The organism is Stenotrophomonas sp. X (assembly GCF_055721025.1).
This window is the reverse complement of record NZ_CM146756.1, coordinates 108,411-123,288: the sequence shown is the minus strand read 5'-3', so window position 1 is coordinate 123,288 and position 14,878 is coordinate 108,411. Positions and strand designations below refer to the sequence as shown.

The following is a 14,878-nucleotide window of genomic DNA, read 5'->3' as shown; positions in this document are numbered from 1 at the left end:
GGGGGTTACAGCGCGTCGGCACCGATTTCGCCGGTGCGGATGCGGATGACCTGTTCAACGGCGGTGACGAAGATCTTGCCGTCACCGATCTTGCCGGTGCCTGCCGACGACTGGATCGCTTCGATCACCGCGTCGGCACGCTCGTCGGTGACCACCGTTTCGATCTTGATCTTGGGCAGGAAATCGACGACGTACTCGGCGCCGCGATACAGCTCGGTGTGGCCCTTCTGGCGACCGAAACCTTTCACTTCGGTCACGGTGATGCCCGACACGCCTGCATCGGACAGGGCCTCGCGGACCTCGTCGAGCTTGAACGGTCGGATGATGGCGGAGATCAGTTTCATGCGCATGTCCCGATGGTGGATGGGGCCAGCGCGCCAGCGCGCGTTGGCATCAGGCAACCACAGGTCATCAGGGTGATGACCGTGGCTGTTGCACCGGACACGTACAGGGCCGGGACGGCCGTGCCTCTCTCCTTGCACGACCGACGCGGGAGGGAGGGCGGCCCTGGTCGCGTATCCGGTCTCTCTCTTGCCCCTGGGTGGAGTCAGAGCCCTTTCGCGGCGCGAAACGGATCTGACCCCCTACAACCGCGGCTCCCCAGCCGCGAGAACGGAGGCGATGGCGGCGGGTGGGAGGGGGAACCCACCGCCATCGCGCCCGGTCAGCTGGCGTAGTACAGCTGGTATTCCAGCGGGTGGGTGGCCGCGCGGAACTTGGTCACTTCCTGCATCTTCAGCGCGATGTAGCCGTCGATGAAGTCATCGCTCATCACGCCGCCGGCCTTGAGGAACTCGCGGTCCTTGTCCAGCGCTTCCAGCGCCTGGTCCAGCGAGGAGCAGACCTGCGGGATCAGCTTCTCTTCCTCCGGCGGCAGGTCGTACAGGTCCTTGTCGCTCGGTGCACCCGGGTCGATCTGGTTCTTGATGCCGTCCAGGCCGGCCATCATCAGCGCGGTGAAGGTCAGGTAGCCGGACTGGATCGGATCCGGGAAGCGCATTTCGATGCGGCGCGCCTTCGGGTTGGAGACCCACGGAATGCGGCACGACGCCGAACGGTTGCGGGCCGAATAGGCCAGCATCACCGGCGCCTCGAAGCCCGGCACCAGGCGCTTGTAGCTGTTGGTGCCCGAGTTGGCGAAGGCATTGATGGCCTTGGCATGCTTGAAGATGCCGCCGATGTACCACAGCGCCAGCTGGCTCAGGCCACCGTAGCCGTCACCGGAGAACAGGTTGGTGCCGCCCTTGGACAGCGACTGGTGCACATGCATGCCGCTGCCGTTGTCGCCGACGATCGGCTTGGGCATGAAGGTGACGGTCTTGCCGTTGCGGTGCGCGACGTTCTTGATGACGTACTTCATGCGCAGCAGCTCGTCGGCCTTCTGCACCAGAGTGCTGAACTTGGTGCCGATCTCGCACTGGCCGGCGGTGGCCACTTCGTGGTGCTGCACTTCCACTTCGATGCCGACCTGTTCCAGGGTCTTGCACATTTCCGCGCGCAGGTCGTGCAGGGTGTCGGTCGGCGGGACGGGGAAGTAGCCGCCCTTCACGCCCGGACGGTAGCCGCTGTTGGCGCCGTCATACTTGGCGCCGCTGTTCCACGCCGCTTCTTCCGAGTCGACCTTGAAGAAGGTGTTGCCCATTTCGTTGGCGAAACGGACCGAGTCGAAGATGAAGAATTCCGGCTCCGGGCCGAAAAACGCGGTTTCGGCGATGCCGGAGGACTTCAGGTAGGCCTCGGCACGCTTGGCGATGCCGCGCGGGCAGCGGCCATAGGCCTGCATGGTGGCCGGATCGAGGATGTCGCAGCTGATCACGATGGTCGGATCGGCGTAGAACGGATCGACGTACGCGCTGGACGGGTCCGGCAGCAGCACCATGTCCGATTCGTTGATGCCCTTCCAGCCGGCGATCGAGCTGCCGTCGAACATCTTGCCTTCTTCGAACAGCGACGGTTCGACGATGCTGACCGGGAAGGTGACGTGCTGCTCGACGCCACGCATGTCCACGAAACGCAGATCGACGAACTCGATCTGGTTGTCCTTGATCAGCTTCTCAACGTTTTCCACGGACATCGGTACGACCTCGGATGGGGATGAATGCCTGCTGAGGTACAGCAATGACCGTGCCAACTTTTTGATACCCGCAAGTTGTTGATTTCAATATGGCTGCCCCGCGCTGGTGCAGAACGTTGCGCACCAAACCGGTGCACCCGCCATCAGACGCACCCGTTTGGTGCAGCAGGGATCGTCTATCCTCTCGACCTTCTTCCTTCCGCCGCGCGTGCCCGCACCGTCCATGTCCGACCTGCTCTCCGCCCTGCTGCTGGGCATCCTCGAAGGCTTGACCGAATTCCTGCCGATCTCCAGCACCGGCCACCTGCTCATCGCCCAGCACTGGCTGGGTGCCCGCTCGGACTTCTTCAACATCGTCATCCAGGCTGGCGCGATCGTGGCCGTGGTGCTGGTGTTCCGCCAGCGCCTGCTGCAGCTGGCCACCGGCTTCAACCAACGCGAGAACCGTGAGTACCTGTTCAAGCTGGGCGCCGCCTTCCTGGTCACCGCCGTGGTCGGCCTGGTGGTGCGCAAGGCCGGCTGGTCGCTGCCGGAGACGGTCAGCCCGGTGGCCTGGGCACTGATCATCGGTGGCGTCTGGATGCTGCTGGTGGAGGCCTACACCGCGCGCCTGCCCGACCGCGACCAGGTGACCTGGACCGTGGCGATCGGCGTCGGCCTGGCGCAGGTGGTGGCGGGCGTGTTCCCCGGTACCTCGCGCTCGGCCTCGGCGATCTTCCTGGCCATGCTGCTGGGCCTGAGCCGCCGCGCCGCTGCCGCCGAGTTCGTGTTCCTGGTCGGCATTCCCACCATGTTCGCCGCCAGCGCCTACACCTTCCTGGAACTGGCCAGGGACGGGCAGCTGGGCAGCGAGAACTGGACCGAGGTGGGCGTGGCCTTCCTTGCCGCGGCCATCACCGGCTTCGTCGTAGTGAAGTGGCTGATGGGCTACATCAAGTCGCACCGGTTCACCGCCTTCGCCCTCTACCGCATCGCGCTGGGCGCGGCGCTGCTGCTGTGGTTGCCCTCCGGCAGCTGAACAGCACTGGGGCACGGTAACCCCATGGCCGGCCCCACCCCGTTTCCCCCACGGTTCCCCAAGGAGAATCACCATGAACCGCAAGCTCACCCTGCTCCTCCCGCTGGCCCTGATGGCCGCCTGCAGCCAGACCCCGGCCCCGGCCGGCAATGGCGGCGACGACGTGGCCCCGGCCGCGACCAAGGCAGCGGACCAGCAGACGCTGGCACATCTGGATGCGCAGCGCCTGCAGAGCCAGCACTGGCTGCTGCAGCAGGCCACCGGCGCCGACGGCAAGCGCATCGACGCACTGTTCGCCCGCGAAGACAAGCCGGTCACCCTGGACTTCGCTGATAGCCGCCTGTCGGTCAGCAACACCTGCAACCGCATGGGCGGCGGCTACACCCTGGCCGACGGCAAGCTGACGGTCAGTGCGATGGCCTCGACCATGATGGCCTGCACCGACAAGGCGCTGATGGCGCTGGACGAAGCCGTGTCGAGCCGCCTGCAGGGCGAGCTGAAGGCCGAGCAGGATGCCGATGGCAAGCTGACCCTGACCACCGCCAAGGGCGACGTGCTGGTGTTCAACCCGGAACCGACCGCTGAAACCCGCTACGGCGGCGCCGGCGAAACCGTGTTCCTGGAAGTGGCCGCGAAGACCGAGAAGTGCTCGCACCCGCTGATTCCGGACTACCAGTGCCTGCAGGTGCGCGAAGTGAAGTTCGACGACAAGGGCCTGAAGCAGGGTGAGCCGGGCAAGTTCGAGAACTTCTACGGCAACATCGAGGGCTACACCCACGAAGACGGCGTGCGCAACGTGGTGCGCGTGAAGCGCTACGAAGTGAAGAACCCGCCGGCCGATGCGCCGTCGCAGGCGTATGTGCTGGACATGGTGGTCGAGTCGGCCATCGAGAAGAAGTAAAACGACAGAAGGGCGGCCGAAAGGCCGCCCTTCTTCATTGTGCGTTGTAGAGCCGAGCCCATGCTCGGCTGCTGTCTATCGGGAAAAGCAGCCGAGCATGGGCTCGGCTCTACAGAAGCACATTGCCCGCTCAGGCCAATGCGGGGTTCAAGGTGTAGGTACCGTGCAGTGCCGCTTCGGCCAGCACGTGGCCGTGCATGGCCCGGTACGCGTCGGCGGCGGTGAAACGTGCCGGCAGCTGCAGCGATGCCACGTCCAGCGCGAACACACGGAAGAAGTAGCGGTGCACGCGCTCGTCGTTGAACGGCGGATAGGGGCCGTCGTAGCCCAGGTAGTCACCGGCCATGTCCGGGTTGCCGGCGAACCAGCCGGTGAAGTCGTTCAGGCCCTGGCGGCTGCCGGCCGGCCCGGCCGGCGTGGCCTTACCCTTCACCACGAAGCCGTCGCTGCAGCTGCCTGCGGCAATCTCGCGCACCGAAGCCGGAATATCGGCCATCACCCAGTGCACGAAATCACAGCGCGGCTGGTCGCGTGGCACGCTCATGTCGGTGCGGCCGACCGTCTCCGGCACGGTCGGCACGTCCGGATCGACGCATACCAGCAGGAACGAACGGGTGCCCTCCGGCACATCGCTCCAGGCCAGGTGCGGATTGCGGTCCGGTGCGAAGCCCGCGGCATCGCCTGCGGCGAATTCGCGGTCGATCGGTGCACCGTTGGTCAGGCTGTGGCTGCTCAGTTGCATCGGCGTGTCCTCACTCTTCCGGGTAACCCAGGCGCACCGCGATCGGGGTGAGCTTGGCGAAGGCGGCGCTCATCACGTCGCGGTAGTTGCGCCAGTGGCCCGGCGGGAAGCGCGGCGCGCCCAGCTGCGCGGCCGGCGGCATCGGCCGCTCGAACAGTCGGCCCAGCAGTTCGGCCATCGCCTGCGGATCGTTGCCGATCTGGTCGATGCGCAGCAGCACCTGCGGGTACAGATCGTCCTCGTGCAGGGCGGCGACCTGGGCCAACGCGCGCGCCAGCCATTCGCTGGCTTCGGCCAGCGAGGTCATCGCCAGCGGTGCGGCGGCACCGTAGGCCACCCAGTCCAGCAGCATGTCGCGCGGATCGCGCAGCACCACCAGCAGGCGGCCCTGCGGCAACTGCGGGCGCAGCGCCCACAGCAGCGCGTTGTCCCACCACAGCAGCCAGTCGATGATCGCGTCGTCCTGCACGCCGCGCGACGGCAGCTGTTCGCGCCAGCGCTGCACCAGCCGCTCCGGCGTCAGCACGCCCGAAGCGAGATCCTGCAGCGTGTGGTAGTTCTGGAACGCGTCGTCGGGTGCGTTGGAGGTATAGCGGTCGCTGCGCAGCACCGGGCTGGCCGCAGCCAGGCCGGTCGCCACGCGCTCCACGCCCGACCCGGGCGCACCCCACAGGAAGATCGGCGCGGAAGTGGCATCACCGTCGATCTCGCCCTTGTCCGGCCAGCTCGGCGGTGCCTTGGCCTGCGGCGGCAGCGGCAGGCGCTGCGGGGCCTGGTCGGCCTGCAGGGCCAGCCAGGTCTGCAGCGCGTCTTCGTGCTGCCCGGCGCGATCCTGGATCTCGCCCAGCCAGGTGCGCAGGTCGGCACGGTGGCCTTCCGGCGCCATGCCGATCAGCGCCTGCACGCGGGCGACGGCAGCGGCCGGATCGCGCTGCAGCAGGCCTTCGACCAGGCGGGTTTCGCCACTGACACGGCCCGGTTCGAGGCTGACGATACGCTCGGCGATCGCTTCGGCCTGCGCGTGTTCGCCCACCATGTCGTGCAGCCGCAGGCGCGCTTCCAGCGCCGGCAGGTGGCCCGGCATCGCGTCCATCCAGCGCTCGACCGTGGCGGCGGCGGTGGCACTGCCGACCTCCTCCACCGCCAGGCGTGCCAGCCACAGGTCGTGCAGCTGCGGGTGCTGCTCCAGGGCGGCATCCAGGCGTGCGCGGGCCTCGTCTTCGCGACCCAGGCGCTGCCAGGACATCAGCAGCAGCTGCAGCACGTCGCGGTCATCAGGCAGCGATTCCAGCAACGGCAGCAGGTGTTCCAGCGCCTGCAGCGGCTGGCCGCTGCGCAGTGCCAGTTCACCAGCCAGGCGGCGCATCGACGGCGTATCCAGGCCTTCCTGCTGCAGCGCGATCTGCATCGCTTCTGCCGCAGCTTCCAGGTTGCCCTGGCGCATGGCCAGCTGCACCACCAGGCCATGCAACGAGGCGATGGTCGGGTTCAGTTCCAGCACGCGGCGGAACGCCTGCTCGGCGAAGGCCAGCATGTTCTTGCCCAGGTAGGCGAAGCCCAGTGCGTAAAGCACGCGGATGTCGTTGGGCAGGGCCTGGTTGGCGGCCGACAGCAGCGTCAGCGCGCGATCGGCATCATCGCGGCGCAGCGCGATCATGCCATCGATGGTCAGCAGCTCCGGGTGGTCCGGTTCGACACGCGAGGCCAGCGTGGACAGGCGCTGCGCTTCATCGAAATCGTTGCGACCGATCGCCAGGTGGGCCTGCATCAGGTACGCGGCGAATGCGTTCGGGTCCAGCCCGGTGGTGCGCGTCAGTGCTTCGCCGGCGCCGTCGAACTGGCGCAGGGCCAGCAGCAGGCCAGCGTGCTGCAGGTGCAGCTGGGCGTTGTCCGGGGCCAGCTGCAGCGCCTGCTGCAGGGCCTCCATCGCGTCCTCGGCCTTGCCCTGCTGCTGCAGCGCAAGCGCCAGCCAGCGGTGGGCCTCGGCCTGGCCGGGTTCATCACGGGTCCACGCCTGGGCCAGCTGCACGGCCTGGTCGGCCTCGTTCTGGCGCAACGCTTGGATGATCTGGTCTTGCATGGCGGTCCGGTTCAAGGGCAAACCCGCATTGTAGCGGCCTGCGCGCCCGTGCCGGTTCAGCCTTGCAGCACGCGCTGCAGGCGCTGCGCCACCCAGCGCTCGGAGAAGCCGTCACCGCGCCAGTTTTCCAGGAAGCCACAGTGTCCGCCCCAGCTGGCGGTTTCCAGATGCGCCTGGTGCGGCAGCTGCCAGTCGCTGAAGGTCGCGTAGGGGATCACCGGGTCGTCCTGCGCCATCAGGATGTCGGCCGGCACCTGCAACGTGGACAGCCGATCGCCGGCAATCGAGTAGCCATCGAAATAGGCCTGCAACGAACCGAAACTGGTGTGGCGCTCGACCAGCCAGGCAGTCAGCGCGCGGATGTCCAGTTTCAGTACGCGGTCGTCGCAGTCGCTCAGTTCGGGGAACAGGTCGCGCTTGCGCCGCAGCGAACCGGCCCACTTGCGGCGGAAGTACCAGTCGTACATTGCCGGGCCGTTCTCGATGCTCTCCATGGTCAGCGCCGGATCCAGCACCGGGCATACCGAGGCCACGCGCAGCAGCGGCACGCCGGCCGCTGGCGCGCGCTGGGCCAGGCGCAGCACGAAATTGCCGCCCAGCGAGTAACCGGCGGCCACCAGCGGCAACTGCGGCCAGCGCTGGGCGATATCGCCCGCGGCATGCACCACTTCGTCGATCAGGTTGGAGTGGAAGATGCCGGGGTTGAGATGATGGGTATTGCCGTGGTCGCGGAAATTCAGCCGTACCACGTCGAAGCCCTGTTCGAGCATGCGCGCGGCCGCCATGCGCATATAACTGGATTCGGCGCTGCCTTCCCAGCCGTGCAGCAGCAGGGCCATGCCCTTGGGTTCGCGGCCTTCGATGTGGCTGTGCCAGCCCTGCAGGCGCACGCCATCACCGCCGTCGAGGATCAGTTCTTCGCTGATCGCACCGGTCGCGGCCAGCAGCAGCAGGCCGCGCTGCAGGCGCATGCGGCTGGAGCTGAGCATCGACTGCAGATGCGGATTGCGCAGCCAGCGCGGCGGCTGGTAGTCAGCCGCGTGCAGCGTCGGCGTGCCGGCGTCCAGGACGGGTGGCGGGATCAGGGCCACCGCACCCTCACTCGGAGCTCATGGCCGCCACGATGCGCGCGCGCGACGTCTCCGCGATGCGCCGACGGCCTTCCAGGTCCTGCGCACCGATCGGTGCCAGGAAGTGCACTTCTGCACGCCGCGCCGGCTCACCGAGCAGGCGCAGGAAATTGGCGAAGAAACTCTCACCGGGGCCGAACGCGACAATGGTCTGCGCATCGCCCTTGAGCCCGTACACCAGTGCCACCGGCTGCACCGGCACGCCGGTTTCAACCGCGGCCTGGAAGATGCGGGCATGGAACGGGCCTACTTCGTGGCCGCCGCGGGTGCGCCCTTCCGGGAACACGCCCACCGCCTTGCCTTCGCGCAGGCGATCGGCCATCACCTGCATCACGCCACCGAGCGATTCGGTGTTGCCGCGCTGGTGGAAGATGGTCTGGCCACGCGCGGCCAGCCAACCGACCAACGGCCAGCTGGCGATCTCGCGCTTGGCGACGAAGCCCATCATGCGCTGGCTGTGCAGGATGCAGATGTCGACCCAGCTGACGTGGTTGGCGACGAACAGCACGGCGCCGGGCAACGGCGTACCGATCTGCACCAGGCGGAAGCCGAAGATCCACATCAGCCCGCCCTGCCACCAGTTGACCACTTTGGCCCCCAGGGTCGCCTCGCCCACGCGCAGTTCGCCCCACGGCCGAAGCATGCCGATCAGGATGAGCGGCAGGAACACAACGATGTGGACCAACAGCAGCGGTACGCGGTACAGGTAACGGCACACACGCGCCACGCCGCCGCGGGGGGCCGGAGTGGGGGAAGTCATCCGCGCACGATACCGGAGGGCCGTCATCGCTGCCAGCCGATTTAGGCCATAACACCCATCGACCGGGGCAATCGGCGGGGAACGCTGGGTTCCGCTGCCGTCACCGGCCGTCCGGGGCTCAGCCGTGGCCGGCCGCCACCACCGCCAGGGTCAGCCGCGAGATGCACACCAGGCGGCCCTGCTCGTCCTCGATGCGGATCTCCCACAGCTGGGTGCTGCGGCCGACGTGCAGTGCACGTGCGGTGCCGGTCACGGTGCCCGAGCGAACGGCGCGTACATGGTTGGCGTTGATCTCCAGCCCTACGCAGATCTGTTTGGCCGTATCCACGCACAGGTTGCCGGCGCTGCTGCCCAGGGTCTCGGCCAGCACCACCGACGCGCCGCCATGCAGGATGCCGTAGGGCTGGCGGGTACGCTCGTCCACCGGCATGGTGGCCTGCAGCCAATCGTCGCCGGCCGCGGTGAAGACGATGCCCAGCGACTCGATCGCGGTGTTGCGGCTGAGCGTGTTGAGCTGCTCGAGGGAAACGGCTTCGCGGAACACCAGGGTCATGCGGGCACCTTCAGAGGATGGGAACGAGGCCGGCGCCGAATGCAGTGAGCATACGGACCAGCAGCCATTTCGGGCCGACATTGACCTCGGGGAAATCGCCCACGGCGACATAGCAGCGGTGGAAGTCCGGGTCCTGCCGGGGCAGCGGCCGCGGGCAGTCCGGGCCGGGCTTGAACTCGTAGTCGGTGGCATAGCGCCACGGCCAGAAGTCGAGGATCGGCAGTGCCTCGGAGGCCTTGCCGACGCTGTAGTTGAGCCCGGACAGCACCGGCGGCTTGGCCCGCGGCGCCACCGTCCACGAGTTCTGCGGGTGGATATCGCGCAGGATGCTCTCGGCCAGCTGCTCGGCGAAGGCCGGGTCATCGATGATCACCGCACCTTCGGTGTTGTAGTTCTCGCTGCGCGGATCGAAGTTGTGGGTGCCGACCACGCCGATGCGGCGATCGACCACCAGCGACTTGGCATGCAGGCCCATGCGCGCGCCCTTGCGGGTGACCGGCAACGGCTTGTTGACCGCCTTGCTGCCCAGGAAGGAGGGCCGGGTCTCGGTGCGCAGCAGGCGGGTCTCGACCTCGCTGCCGGCCGCGCGGCGGCGCTCGCGCGCGTTCTGGTAGGCACTGCCGGTGCGCGGGTTCACCGCCAGCTGCTTGCCGGTGGGTGCCGGGTGCTCATCGCGATCGCGGCTGTCGCCGGCATTGCTGCCCGCGGCGCTGCCGCCGATCAGCGGATTGCGCCCGCCGTCGTCGTCACCCCCGGGCGCGGCGATCGGATCAGGCAGCAGGTTGCGGTAGTCGACCGGTGCATCCAGCGGGAACGGCTTGTACTCGAAGATGTTGAAGCCCAGTTCGCGCATGTTGCGCCGCTTGTACTTGTACGACAGCGCATACACGATCGGGTTGTCGGTGGCCGCCAGGCTGTTGCTGGACACCACCACCCGCGGCGGCTGCGGGCGCTTGCGCAGCTCGCGGAACAGCTTCTGCGCCGGCTTGGACAACACCAGGTACGGCGTCTGCAGGATCACTTCCTCCTGCGCGCCGGCGATCAGCGCATCCAGCTGCGGCTCGGTCACGTGCTGGCCCGCCAGCGGCGCATCGGCCTTCTCGCGCCGGTGCTTGCGTGGCAGGTCGGCGACATAGCGCACCGAGGCCACCGGCAAGGCGGTATCGACGAAGGAACGGCTGACGAAGTCCATGTCATTGGCTTCGGCACTGACCCGCTGCACCCGCTCGGGGCGGCGGAAGCTGGCCGGCGGCAGGGTCGGCACGCCCTCGCGCAGCAGGGTGCGGCCGACATCGTTCAGGCGCTCGGCCGGCACGCTGCGCCTGGCATGCCAGAAGGCATCGAAGTTGGCGGCCATCGCCCGCGCCTCCGGGCCGGCGATCAGCACGTCGCGGTCGCGGAAGTTGTACTCGCGGTCCCAGTCGTAATAGTCGTCCTGGTAGTTGCGGCCACCGACCACGCCGATCGCATCGTCGATCACCAGCAGCTTGTTGTGCATGCGCTGGTTGAAGCGGCGGAAGCAGCACAGCACGCTGCCGGCATAGTCGAAGTAGTTCAGCCGGGCCTTGCCGAAGGTCGGGTTGTAGACCCGCAGCTGGAAGTTCTGGTGCGCGCCGGACAGCGCGCCGAGGATCTGCAGGTCGGAGATCGCCGAGAGCTGGTCGATCAGCACGCGCACCTTCACCCCGCGCCGCGATGCAGCCAGCAGCTCGTCGATGACCAGCCGGGCGCTGTCGTCCTTGTCGAAGATGTAGGTCTGCAGGTCGATGCTGCGGGTAGCGCTGCGCAGCAGGTTCAGGCGCGCCACCAGCGCACCTTCGCCCTCGTCGAGCAGGGTGGCGTAGTGGCGCGGCTGTCCGGGGGTGGATTCGGTGAACGCCCGGCCGGCCAGCGCACGCAGCGGTGAGTCCTGCGCGCAGCGGTCGTCGCGCCGGCAATCGACCTCGGTCGAGCGCGCCTGCACGGCGATCGCCTCGGCACGGTCGCGCTCGGCATGCGACAGCGACGCGCAGCCGCTGCCCAGCAACACCGTTGCCAGCGCCAGTAAACGCAGCAGGAGGTTCACGGTTTCGGCGCCTCGCTCAGGCGCGCACGTAATACGAAGGTCACTCGGTCACTCAGGGCTAGCTGCCAGCTGTCCATTCCATACCGGCCTCGCTGCACGGTACCGCGGCTGACGACATCGCAATCATAGCCGGGTCGGGCGCACTCCGCCTTCTCGACCCGCAGCGACTCGGGGTGGCTGACGCCGCGCAGGGTCAGCCGGCCGTTGATGTCGCCGCCCTGTTCCACCGTCTCCGGCCAGTACGGCAGCGAGTCGAACTCGACTACCGGATGGCGCCCTGCATCGAAGAACTCTTCGCCGCGCATCCAGCCGGTGTAGCGCGCCTTGCCAGGGATCTCCACCGAACGGGTGAACATCTTCAGGTGCACCTGGTGGCGCCCGTCGGACAGGATCTCGATGCGCCCCTCGAAGTGCGGGAATACGCCTTCGATGCGCTGGCCGAAACGGGTCCGCACCTCGAAACCGATCCGCGAGCGCTGGGTATCCAGGCGCAGTACCCGCGGTGCTTCGACGGACACCGGCGGCAACGGGGTTGGTGGGGGTACAGCGGCCCAGGCCGGGCCAAGCGCCAGCAACGCGGGCAGCAGGAAGCGGCTGCGCCGCGCCTGGCTCATCGGATCACGGCCACCAGAACGCGTTCAGGCTGGCCACGCCCGGCTCGATCGAGACCTCGCGCGGGAAGCCGAGGACGGCCACGCCGCCCGGCGGCATGCCGCGGTAGTCGCTGCTGGTGCCGTCGGTCATCAGGGCCACCAGCTGCTCCAGGCCCGGGTTGTGGCCCACGATCAGCACCCGGTCCAGGTCGCGACGCTCGTCCACCAGCGCCGCCAGGGTGCCCGGGGTGGCTTCGTAGATCCGGTCTTCCAGGCGCTTCTCGACATAGCCGATGGCCGTCATCACCGCTTCCAGGGTCTCACGGGTACGTCGCGACGGCGAGCACAGCACGCAGTCCGGCAGCAGCTTGTTTTCCTTCAACCACTTGCCGGCGGCTTCAGCTTCGGCCAGCCCTACCGGCGACAGCGGCCGGTCGAGGTCGGCCTGGCCGGAAACGGCGGGTTCGGCATGGGCATGGCGCAGCAGGATCAGTTCACGCATCGCGGGTTTCCATGGAGAAGAGGATGCAGCAGGAGAAGTGAGGCAGGCATCAAAGCTTGAGCCAGGACAGCAGCGGTTCCCAGTCGGCCTGGTGTTCGCGCACCTGGGCGGAGCGATAGTCGAACAGGCTGCGGCCCAGGCCGGTCATGACCACGTAGCTCTGGCTGTCACGCAGCTGCGCGACCACCGGGTACGGCCATTCGGCCAGCATCTGCAATGCCTGCTGCGAGGTCTGGGTCCAGGGTTTGGTGCGGTTGAGGACCAGCCCTACCGGCAGCTTGCGGCTGTGCACGCGCGGGTTCTGGGCCAGGCTGTTGAGGAAGCCGACGATGGCTTCGATATCCAGCGCCGAGGGCAGCACCGGCACCACCACGGCGTCGGCCGCGTCCAGGAAATGGGGGATATCGTCGGCCAGCGCACCGGCGGGTGCATCGATGATGACGGTATCGGTACCGTCGGGCAGCTTCTGCGCCCACTGCTTCTTCCGATACACATCGATGGGGAGCACCGCGCTTTCCAGCCCGGCACGCCGTTGTGCCCAGCGGGTGCTGGAGCCCTGCGGGTCGGCATCGGCGATCACCGTGGCCTTGCCCTGCAATGCCGCGTACGCGGCCAGGTGGGTGGCGACGGTGGTCTTGCCCACCCCGCCCTTGGAACCGGCCACCAGGATCGTCTTCATGCCAGCCTCGCTTCCGGGTACGTGCCCCGAGCGTACACCGGCGGTGGTGACGGGAGGTAGCGCCGTGCTGAACCCGTGGCCATCGCCTTTGCTATCGTGGCGCCCCCGAAGGATCGAACCGGCATGAGCGAACTGCAGGACCTGAGCGCACTGATCCGCGCCAATACCCCCCTGATCGTGATCGAAACCCAGGATGAGGGGCGCATCGTCGAACTGTTCCGGCAGACGCTGATGCACGTGTGGCGGGCCCTGCACCGCTGGTCCATCACCGAGGGCCTGCGCCGCATCGACCTGGACCGCGAGGATCCGCCGGTCGGCCCGCCCGATGCCAGCGCCGCGCTGCAGATGATCCGCCAGGCTGATCAGCGCGGTGTCTACCTGCTGCTCGATTTCCACCCCTACCTGGGCTATGCCAGCCACCAGCGCGCACTGCGCGACCTGATCCAGCGCCGCCACAGCGAACCGCACGTGCTGGTGCTGATCGGCGCCAAGGTCGAGCTGCCGGCCGAGCTGGAAGCGCTGGCGGTGCGCTTCAACCCGCGCCTGCCCGATGCCAACGCCCTGCTGAAGATGCTGCGCGAGGAGGCCGACGCCTATGCGCGCGAACACGGCGGCCGCCGTGTCGAGGTCGACAGCGAGGCGGTGAAGAAGATCCTGAAGAACCTGCAGGGCCTGAGCCTGGTCGATGCCCGCCGCATCGCCCGCCAGCTGATCTACGCCGATGGCGCGCTGCGCGACGACGACCTGCCGCAGCTGGCACGGCTGAAGTTCGAGCTGCTCAACCGCAGCGGCCACCTGTTCTTCGAGCACGACAGCGCACGCTTCGGCGACGTGGCCGGCGCCAACCGGCTCAAGCGCTGGATCAGCCAGCGCCGGGTGGCCTTCATCGCCGGCTCGGCACCGGCCGGCCTGGACCCGCCGCGCGGCATGTTGCTGCTGGGCGTGCAGGGCTGCGGCAAATCAATGCTGGCCAAGGCCACCGCCGCCGGCTTCGGTGTACCGCTGCTGCGCCTGGACGTGGGTGCGCTGTACAACAAGTACCACGGCGAGACCGAGGCCAACCTGCGCCAGGCGCTGGCCTCGGCCGAGCAGCTGGCGCCCTGCGTGCTGTGGATGGACGAGATCGAGAAGGGCCTGGCCAGTGGTGGCGAGGACGGTGGCGTATCGCGCCGCGTGCTCGGCTACCTGCTGACCTGGATGGCCGAACGCAAGGCGCCGGTCTTCATCGTCGCCACCGCCAACCAGGTGCACGAACTGCCGGCCGAGCTGCTGCGCAAGGGGCGTTTCGACGAGATCTTCTTCGTCGACCTGCCCACCCCCGAAGTGCGCGTGGAACTGCTGCGGCTGCACCTGGGCCGGCGCCAGCTCAATGGTGACGACTTCGCGCTGCCGGCGTTGGCGGCCGCGGCGAATGGTTTCTCCGGCGCGGAGATCGAGCAGGCGATCGTGGCCGGACTGTATGCAGCGCACGCCGAAGGCCGGCCGTTGGATACCGAGCTGCTGATGAACGAGATCCGTGCGACGCGGCCGCTGTCGGTGCTGATGGCCGAGCAGGTAGAGGCACTGCGGGCATGGGCGTCGGGGCGGACGGTTTCTGCAGACGACTGAGGGGTTTCCAGCGAACGGCGCAGCCCCTCGTGGCGGCTGGTTGGCTGTGAACATCAAAAGCCGCGCTTGGCCGGACTGGGGGTTTACGGCGGCCCCGCAAATCCACAGTGCCCCGCCATCCCAAGGAAGCCCGCTGTTGCCTCTGCGGGTGCCGGGTGCAACCCGGCCGCCCC

Annotated in this window: 14 protein-coding genes; 3 read left to right on the top strand and 11 right to left on the bottom strand. The window is 67.9% G+C overall.

What is annotated here, in order from left to right; genetic code table 11:
- Positions 1 to 5: 5 nt before the first annotated feature.
- Together ACZ75I_RS00510 and glnA are read right to left on the bottom strand one after the other, a co-directional pair.
- Positions 6 to 344, bottom strand: coding sequence for a P-II family nitrogen regulator (locus ACZ75I_RS00510; RefSeq protein WP_004134334.1), 339 nt, complete (start codon positions 342 to 344; stop codon positions 6 to 8).
- A gap of 320 nt (positions 345 to 664) precedes the next feature.
- Complete coding sequence (gene glnA, locus ACZ75I_RS00505; RefSeq protein WP_005420964.1) at positions 665 to 2,074, bottom strand: type I glutamate--ammonia ligase; 1,410 nt, start codon at positions 2,072 to 2,074, stop codon at positions 665 to 667.
- A 223-nt stretch (positions 2,075 to 2,297) separates the two neighbouring features.
- On the opposite strand from glnA, the gene ACZ75I_RS00500 reads away from it, so the two are divergent.
- Together ACZ75I_RS00500 and ACZ75I_RS00495 are read left to right on the top strand one after the other, a co-directional pair.
- Positions 2,298 to 3,092, top strand: coding sequence for an undecaprenyl-diphosphate phosphatase (locus tag ACZ75I_RS00500; RefSeq protein WP_154350024.1), 795 nt, complete (start codon positions 2,298 to 2,300; stop codon positions 3,090 to 3,092).
- Positions 3,093 to 3,165: 73 nt separating this feature from the next.
- Positions 3,166 to 3,993 (top strand): DUF4377 domain-containing protein, encoded by an 828-nt coding sequence (locus ACZ75I_RS00495; RefSeq protein WP_472958564.1) that lies wholly within the window; start codon positions 3,166 to 3,168, stop codon positions 3,991 to 3,993.
- Positions 3,994 to 4,123: 130 nt separating this feature from the next.
- On the opposite strand, the gene ACZ75I_RS00490 is transcribed toward ACZ75I_RS00495, so the two are convergent.
- The 9 genes from ACZ75I_RS00490 to ACZ75I_RS00450 form a co-directional block, all read right to left on the bottom strand.
- Entirely contained in the window at positions 4,124 to 4,735 is a 612-nt protein-coding gene (locus ACZ75I_RS00490; protein ID WP_180870063.1) for a YbhB/YbcL family Raf kinase inhibitor-like protein, read from the bottom strand.
- Between the two features lie 10 nt (positions 4,736 to 4,745).
- Positions 4,746 to 6,815, bottom strand: coding sequence for a tetratricopeptide repeat protein (locus ACZ75I_RS00485; RefSeq protein WP_072167383.1), 2,070 nt, complete (start codon positions 6,813 to 6,815; stop codon positions 4,746 to 4,748).
- A gap of 56 nt (positions 6,816 to 6,871) precedes the next feature.
- Entirely contained in the window at positions 6,872 to 7,861 is a 990-nt protein-coding gene (locus ACZ75I_RS00480; protein WP_061479400.1) for a YheT family hydrolase, read from the bottom strand.
- A gap of 52 nt (positions 7,862 to 7,913) precedes the next feature.
- On the bottom strand, positions 7,914 to 8,705 hold the full coding sequence (locus tag ACZ75I_RS00475) for a lysophospholipid acyltransferase family protein (RefSeq protein WP_061479384.1): 792 nt from the start codon (positions 8,703 to 8,705) through the stop codon (positions 7,914 to 7,916).
- A 118-nt stretch (positions 8,706 to 8,823) separates the two neighbouring features.
- Positions 8,824 to 9,258: a hotdog fold thioesterase gene (locus tag ACZ75I_RS00470; protein ID WP_180870065.1), complete on the bottom strand. Its 435-nt coding sequence runs from the start codon at positions 9,256 to 9,258 to the stop codon at positions 8,824 to 8,826.
- A gap of 10 nt (positions 9,259 to 9,268) precedes the next feature.
- The gene (locus ACZ75I_RS00465) at positions 9,269 to 11,323 is read right to left on the bottom strand and encodes a phospholipase D family protein (protein WP_346477253.1); all 2,055 of its coding nucleotides are present in this window, start codon (positions 11,321 to 11,323) and stop codon (positions 9,269 to 9,271) included.
- Positions 11,320 to 11,937, bottom strand: a complete 618-nt coding sequence (locus tag ACZ75I_RS00460; protein WP_180870067.1) for a YceI family protein — start codon at positions 11,935 to 11,937, stop codon at positions 11,320 to 11,322. The genes ACZ75I_RS00465 and ACZ75I_RS00460 overlap by 4 nt, the downstream gene beginning before the upstream one ends.
- A gap of 4 nt (positions 11,938 to 11,941) precedes the next feature.
- The gene (locus ACZ75I_RS00455) at positions 11,942 to 12,418 is read right to left on the bottom strand and encodes a SixA phosphatase family protein (protein ID WP_061479387.1); all 477 of its coding nucleotides are present in this window, start codon (positions 12,416 to 12,418) and stop codon (positions 11,942 to 11,944) included.
- Between the two features lie 49 nt (positions 12,419 to 12,467).
- On the bottom strand, positions 12,468 to 13,097 hold the full coding sequence (locus tag ACZ75I_RS00450) for a ParA family protein (RefSeq protein ID WP_005420986.1): 630 nt from the start codon (positions 13,095 to 13,097) through the stop codon (positions 12,468 to 12,470).
- A 123-nt stretch (positions 13,098 to 13,220) separates the two neighbouring features.
- Here ACZ75I_RS00450 and ACZ75I_RS00445 point away from each other — a divergent pair, with 123 nt between their 5' ends.
- Complete coding sequence (locus ACZ75I_RS00445) at positions 13,221 to 14,705, top strand: AAA family ATPase (protein WP_005420987.1); 1,485 nt, start codon at positions 13,221 to 13,223, stop codon at positions 14,703 to 14,705.
- Positions 14,706 to 14,878: the final 173 nt, after the last annotated feature.

Excerpts from the sequence above, each read along its gene's own strand:
- ACZ75I_RS00510 (WP_004134334.1), bottom strand. The coding sequence starts at position 344 with ATGAAACTGATCTCCGCCATCATCCGACCGTTCAAGCTCGACGAGGTC.
- glnA (WP_005420964.1), bottom strand. The coding sequence starts at position 2,074 with ATGTCCGTGGAAAACGTTGAGAAGCTGATCAAGGACAACCAGATCGAG.
- ACZ75I_RS00500 (WP_154350024.1), top strand. The coding sequence starts at position 2,298 with ATGTCCGACCTGCTCTCCGCCCTGCTGCTGGGCATCCTCGAAGGCTTG.
- ACZ75I_RS00495 (WP_472958564.1), top strand. The coding sequence starts at position 3,166 with ATGAACCGCAAGCTCACCCTGCTCCTCCCGCTGGCCCTGATGGCCGCC.
- ACZ75I_RS00490 (WP_180870063.1), bottom strand. The coding sequence starts at position 4,735 with ATGCAACTGAGCAGCCACAGCCTGACCAACGGTGCACCGATCGACCGC.
- ACZ75I_RS00485 (WP_072167383.1), bottom strand. The coding sequence starts at position 6,815 with ATGCAAGACCAGATCATCCAAGCGTTGCGCCAGAACGAGGCCGACCAG.
- ACZ75I_RS00475 (WP_061479384.1), bottom strand. The coding sequence starts at position 8,705 with ATGACTTCCCCCACTCCGGCCCCCCGCGGCGGCGTGGCGCGTGTGTGC.
- ACZ75I_RS00470 (WP_180870065.1), bottom strand. The coding sequence starts at position 9,258 with ATGACCCTGGTGTTCCGCGAAGCCGTTTCCCTCGAGCAGCTCAACACG.
- ACZ75I_RS00460 (WP_180870067.1), bottom strand. The coding sequence starts at position 11,937 with ATGAGCCAGGCGCGGCGCAGCCGCTTCCTGCTGCCCGCGTTGCTGGCG.
- ACZ75I_RS00455 (WP_061479387.1), bottom strand. The coding sequence starts at position 12,418 with ATGCGTGAACTGATCCTGCTGCGCCATGCCCATGCCGAACCCGCCGTT.
- ACZ75I_RS00450 (WP_005420986.1), bottom strand. The coding sequence starts at position 13,097 with ATGAAGACGATCCTGGTGGCCGGTTCCAAGGGCGGGGTGGGCAAGACC.
- ACZ75I_RS00445 (WP_005420987.1), top strand. The coding sequence starts at position 13,221 with ATGAGCGAACTGCAGGACCTGAGCGCACTGATCCGCGCCAATACCCCC.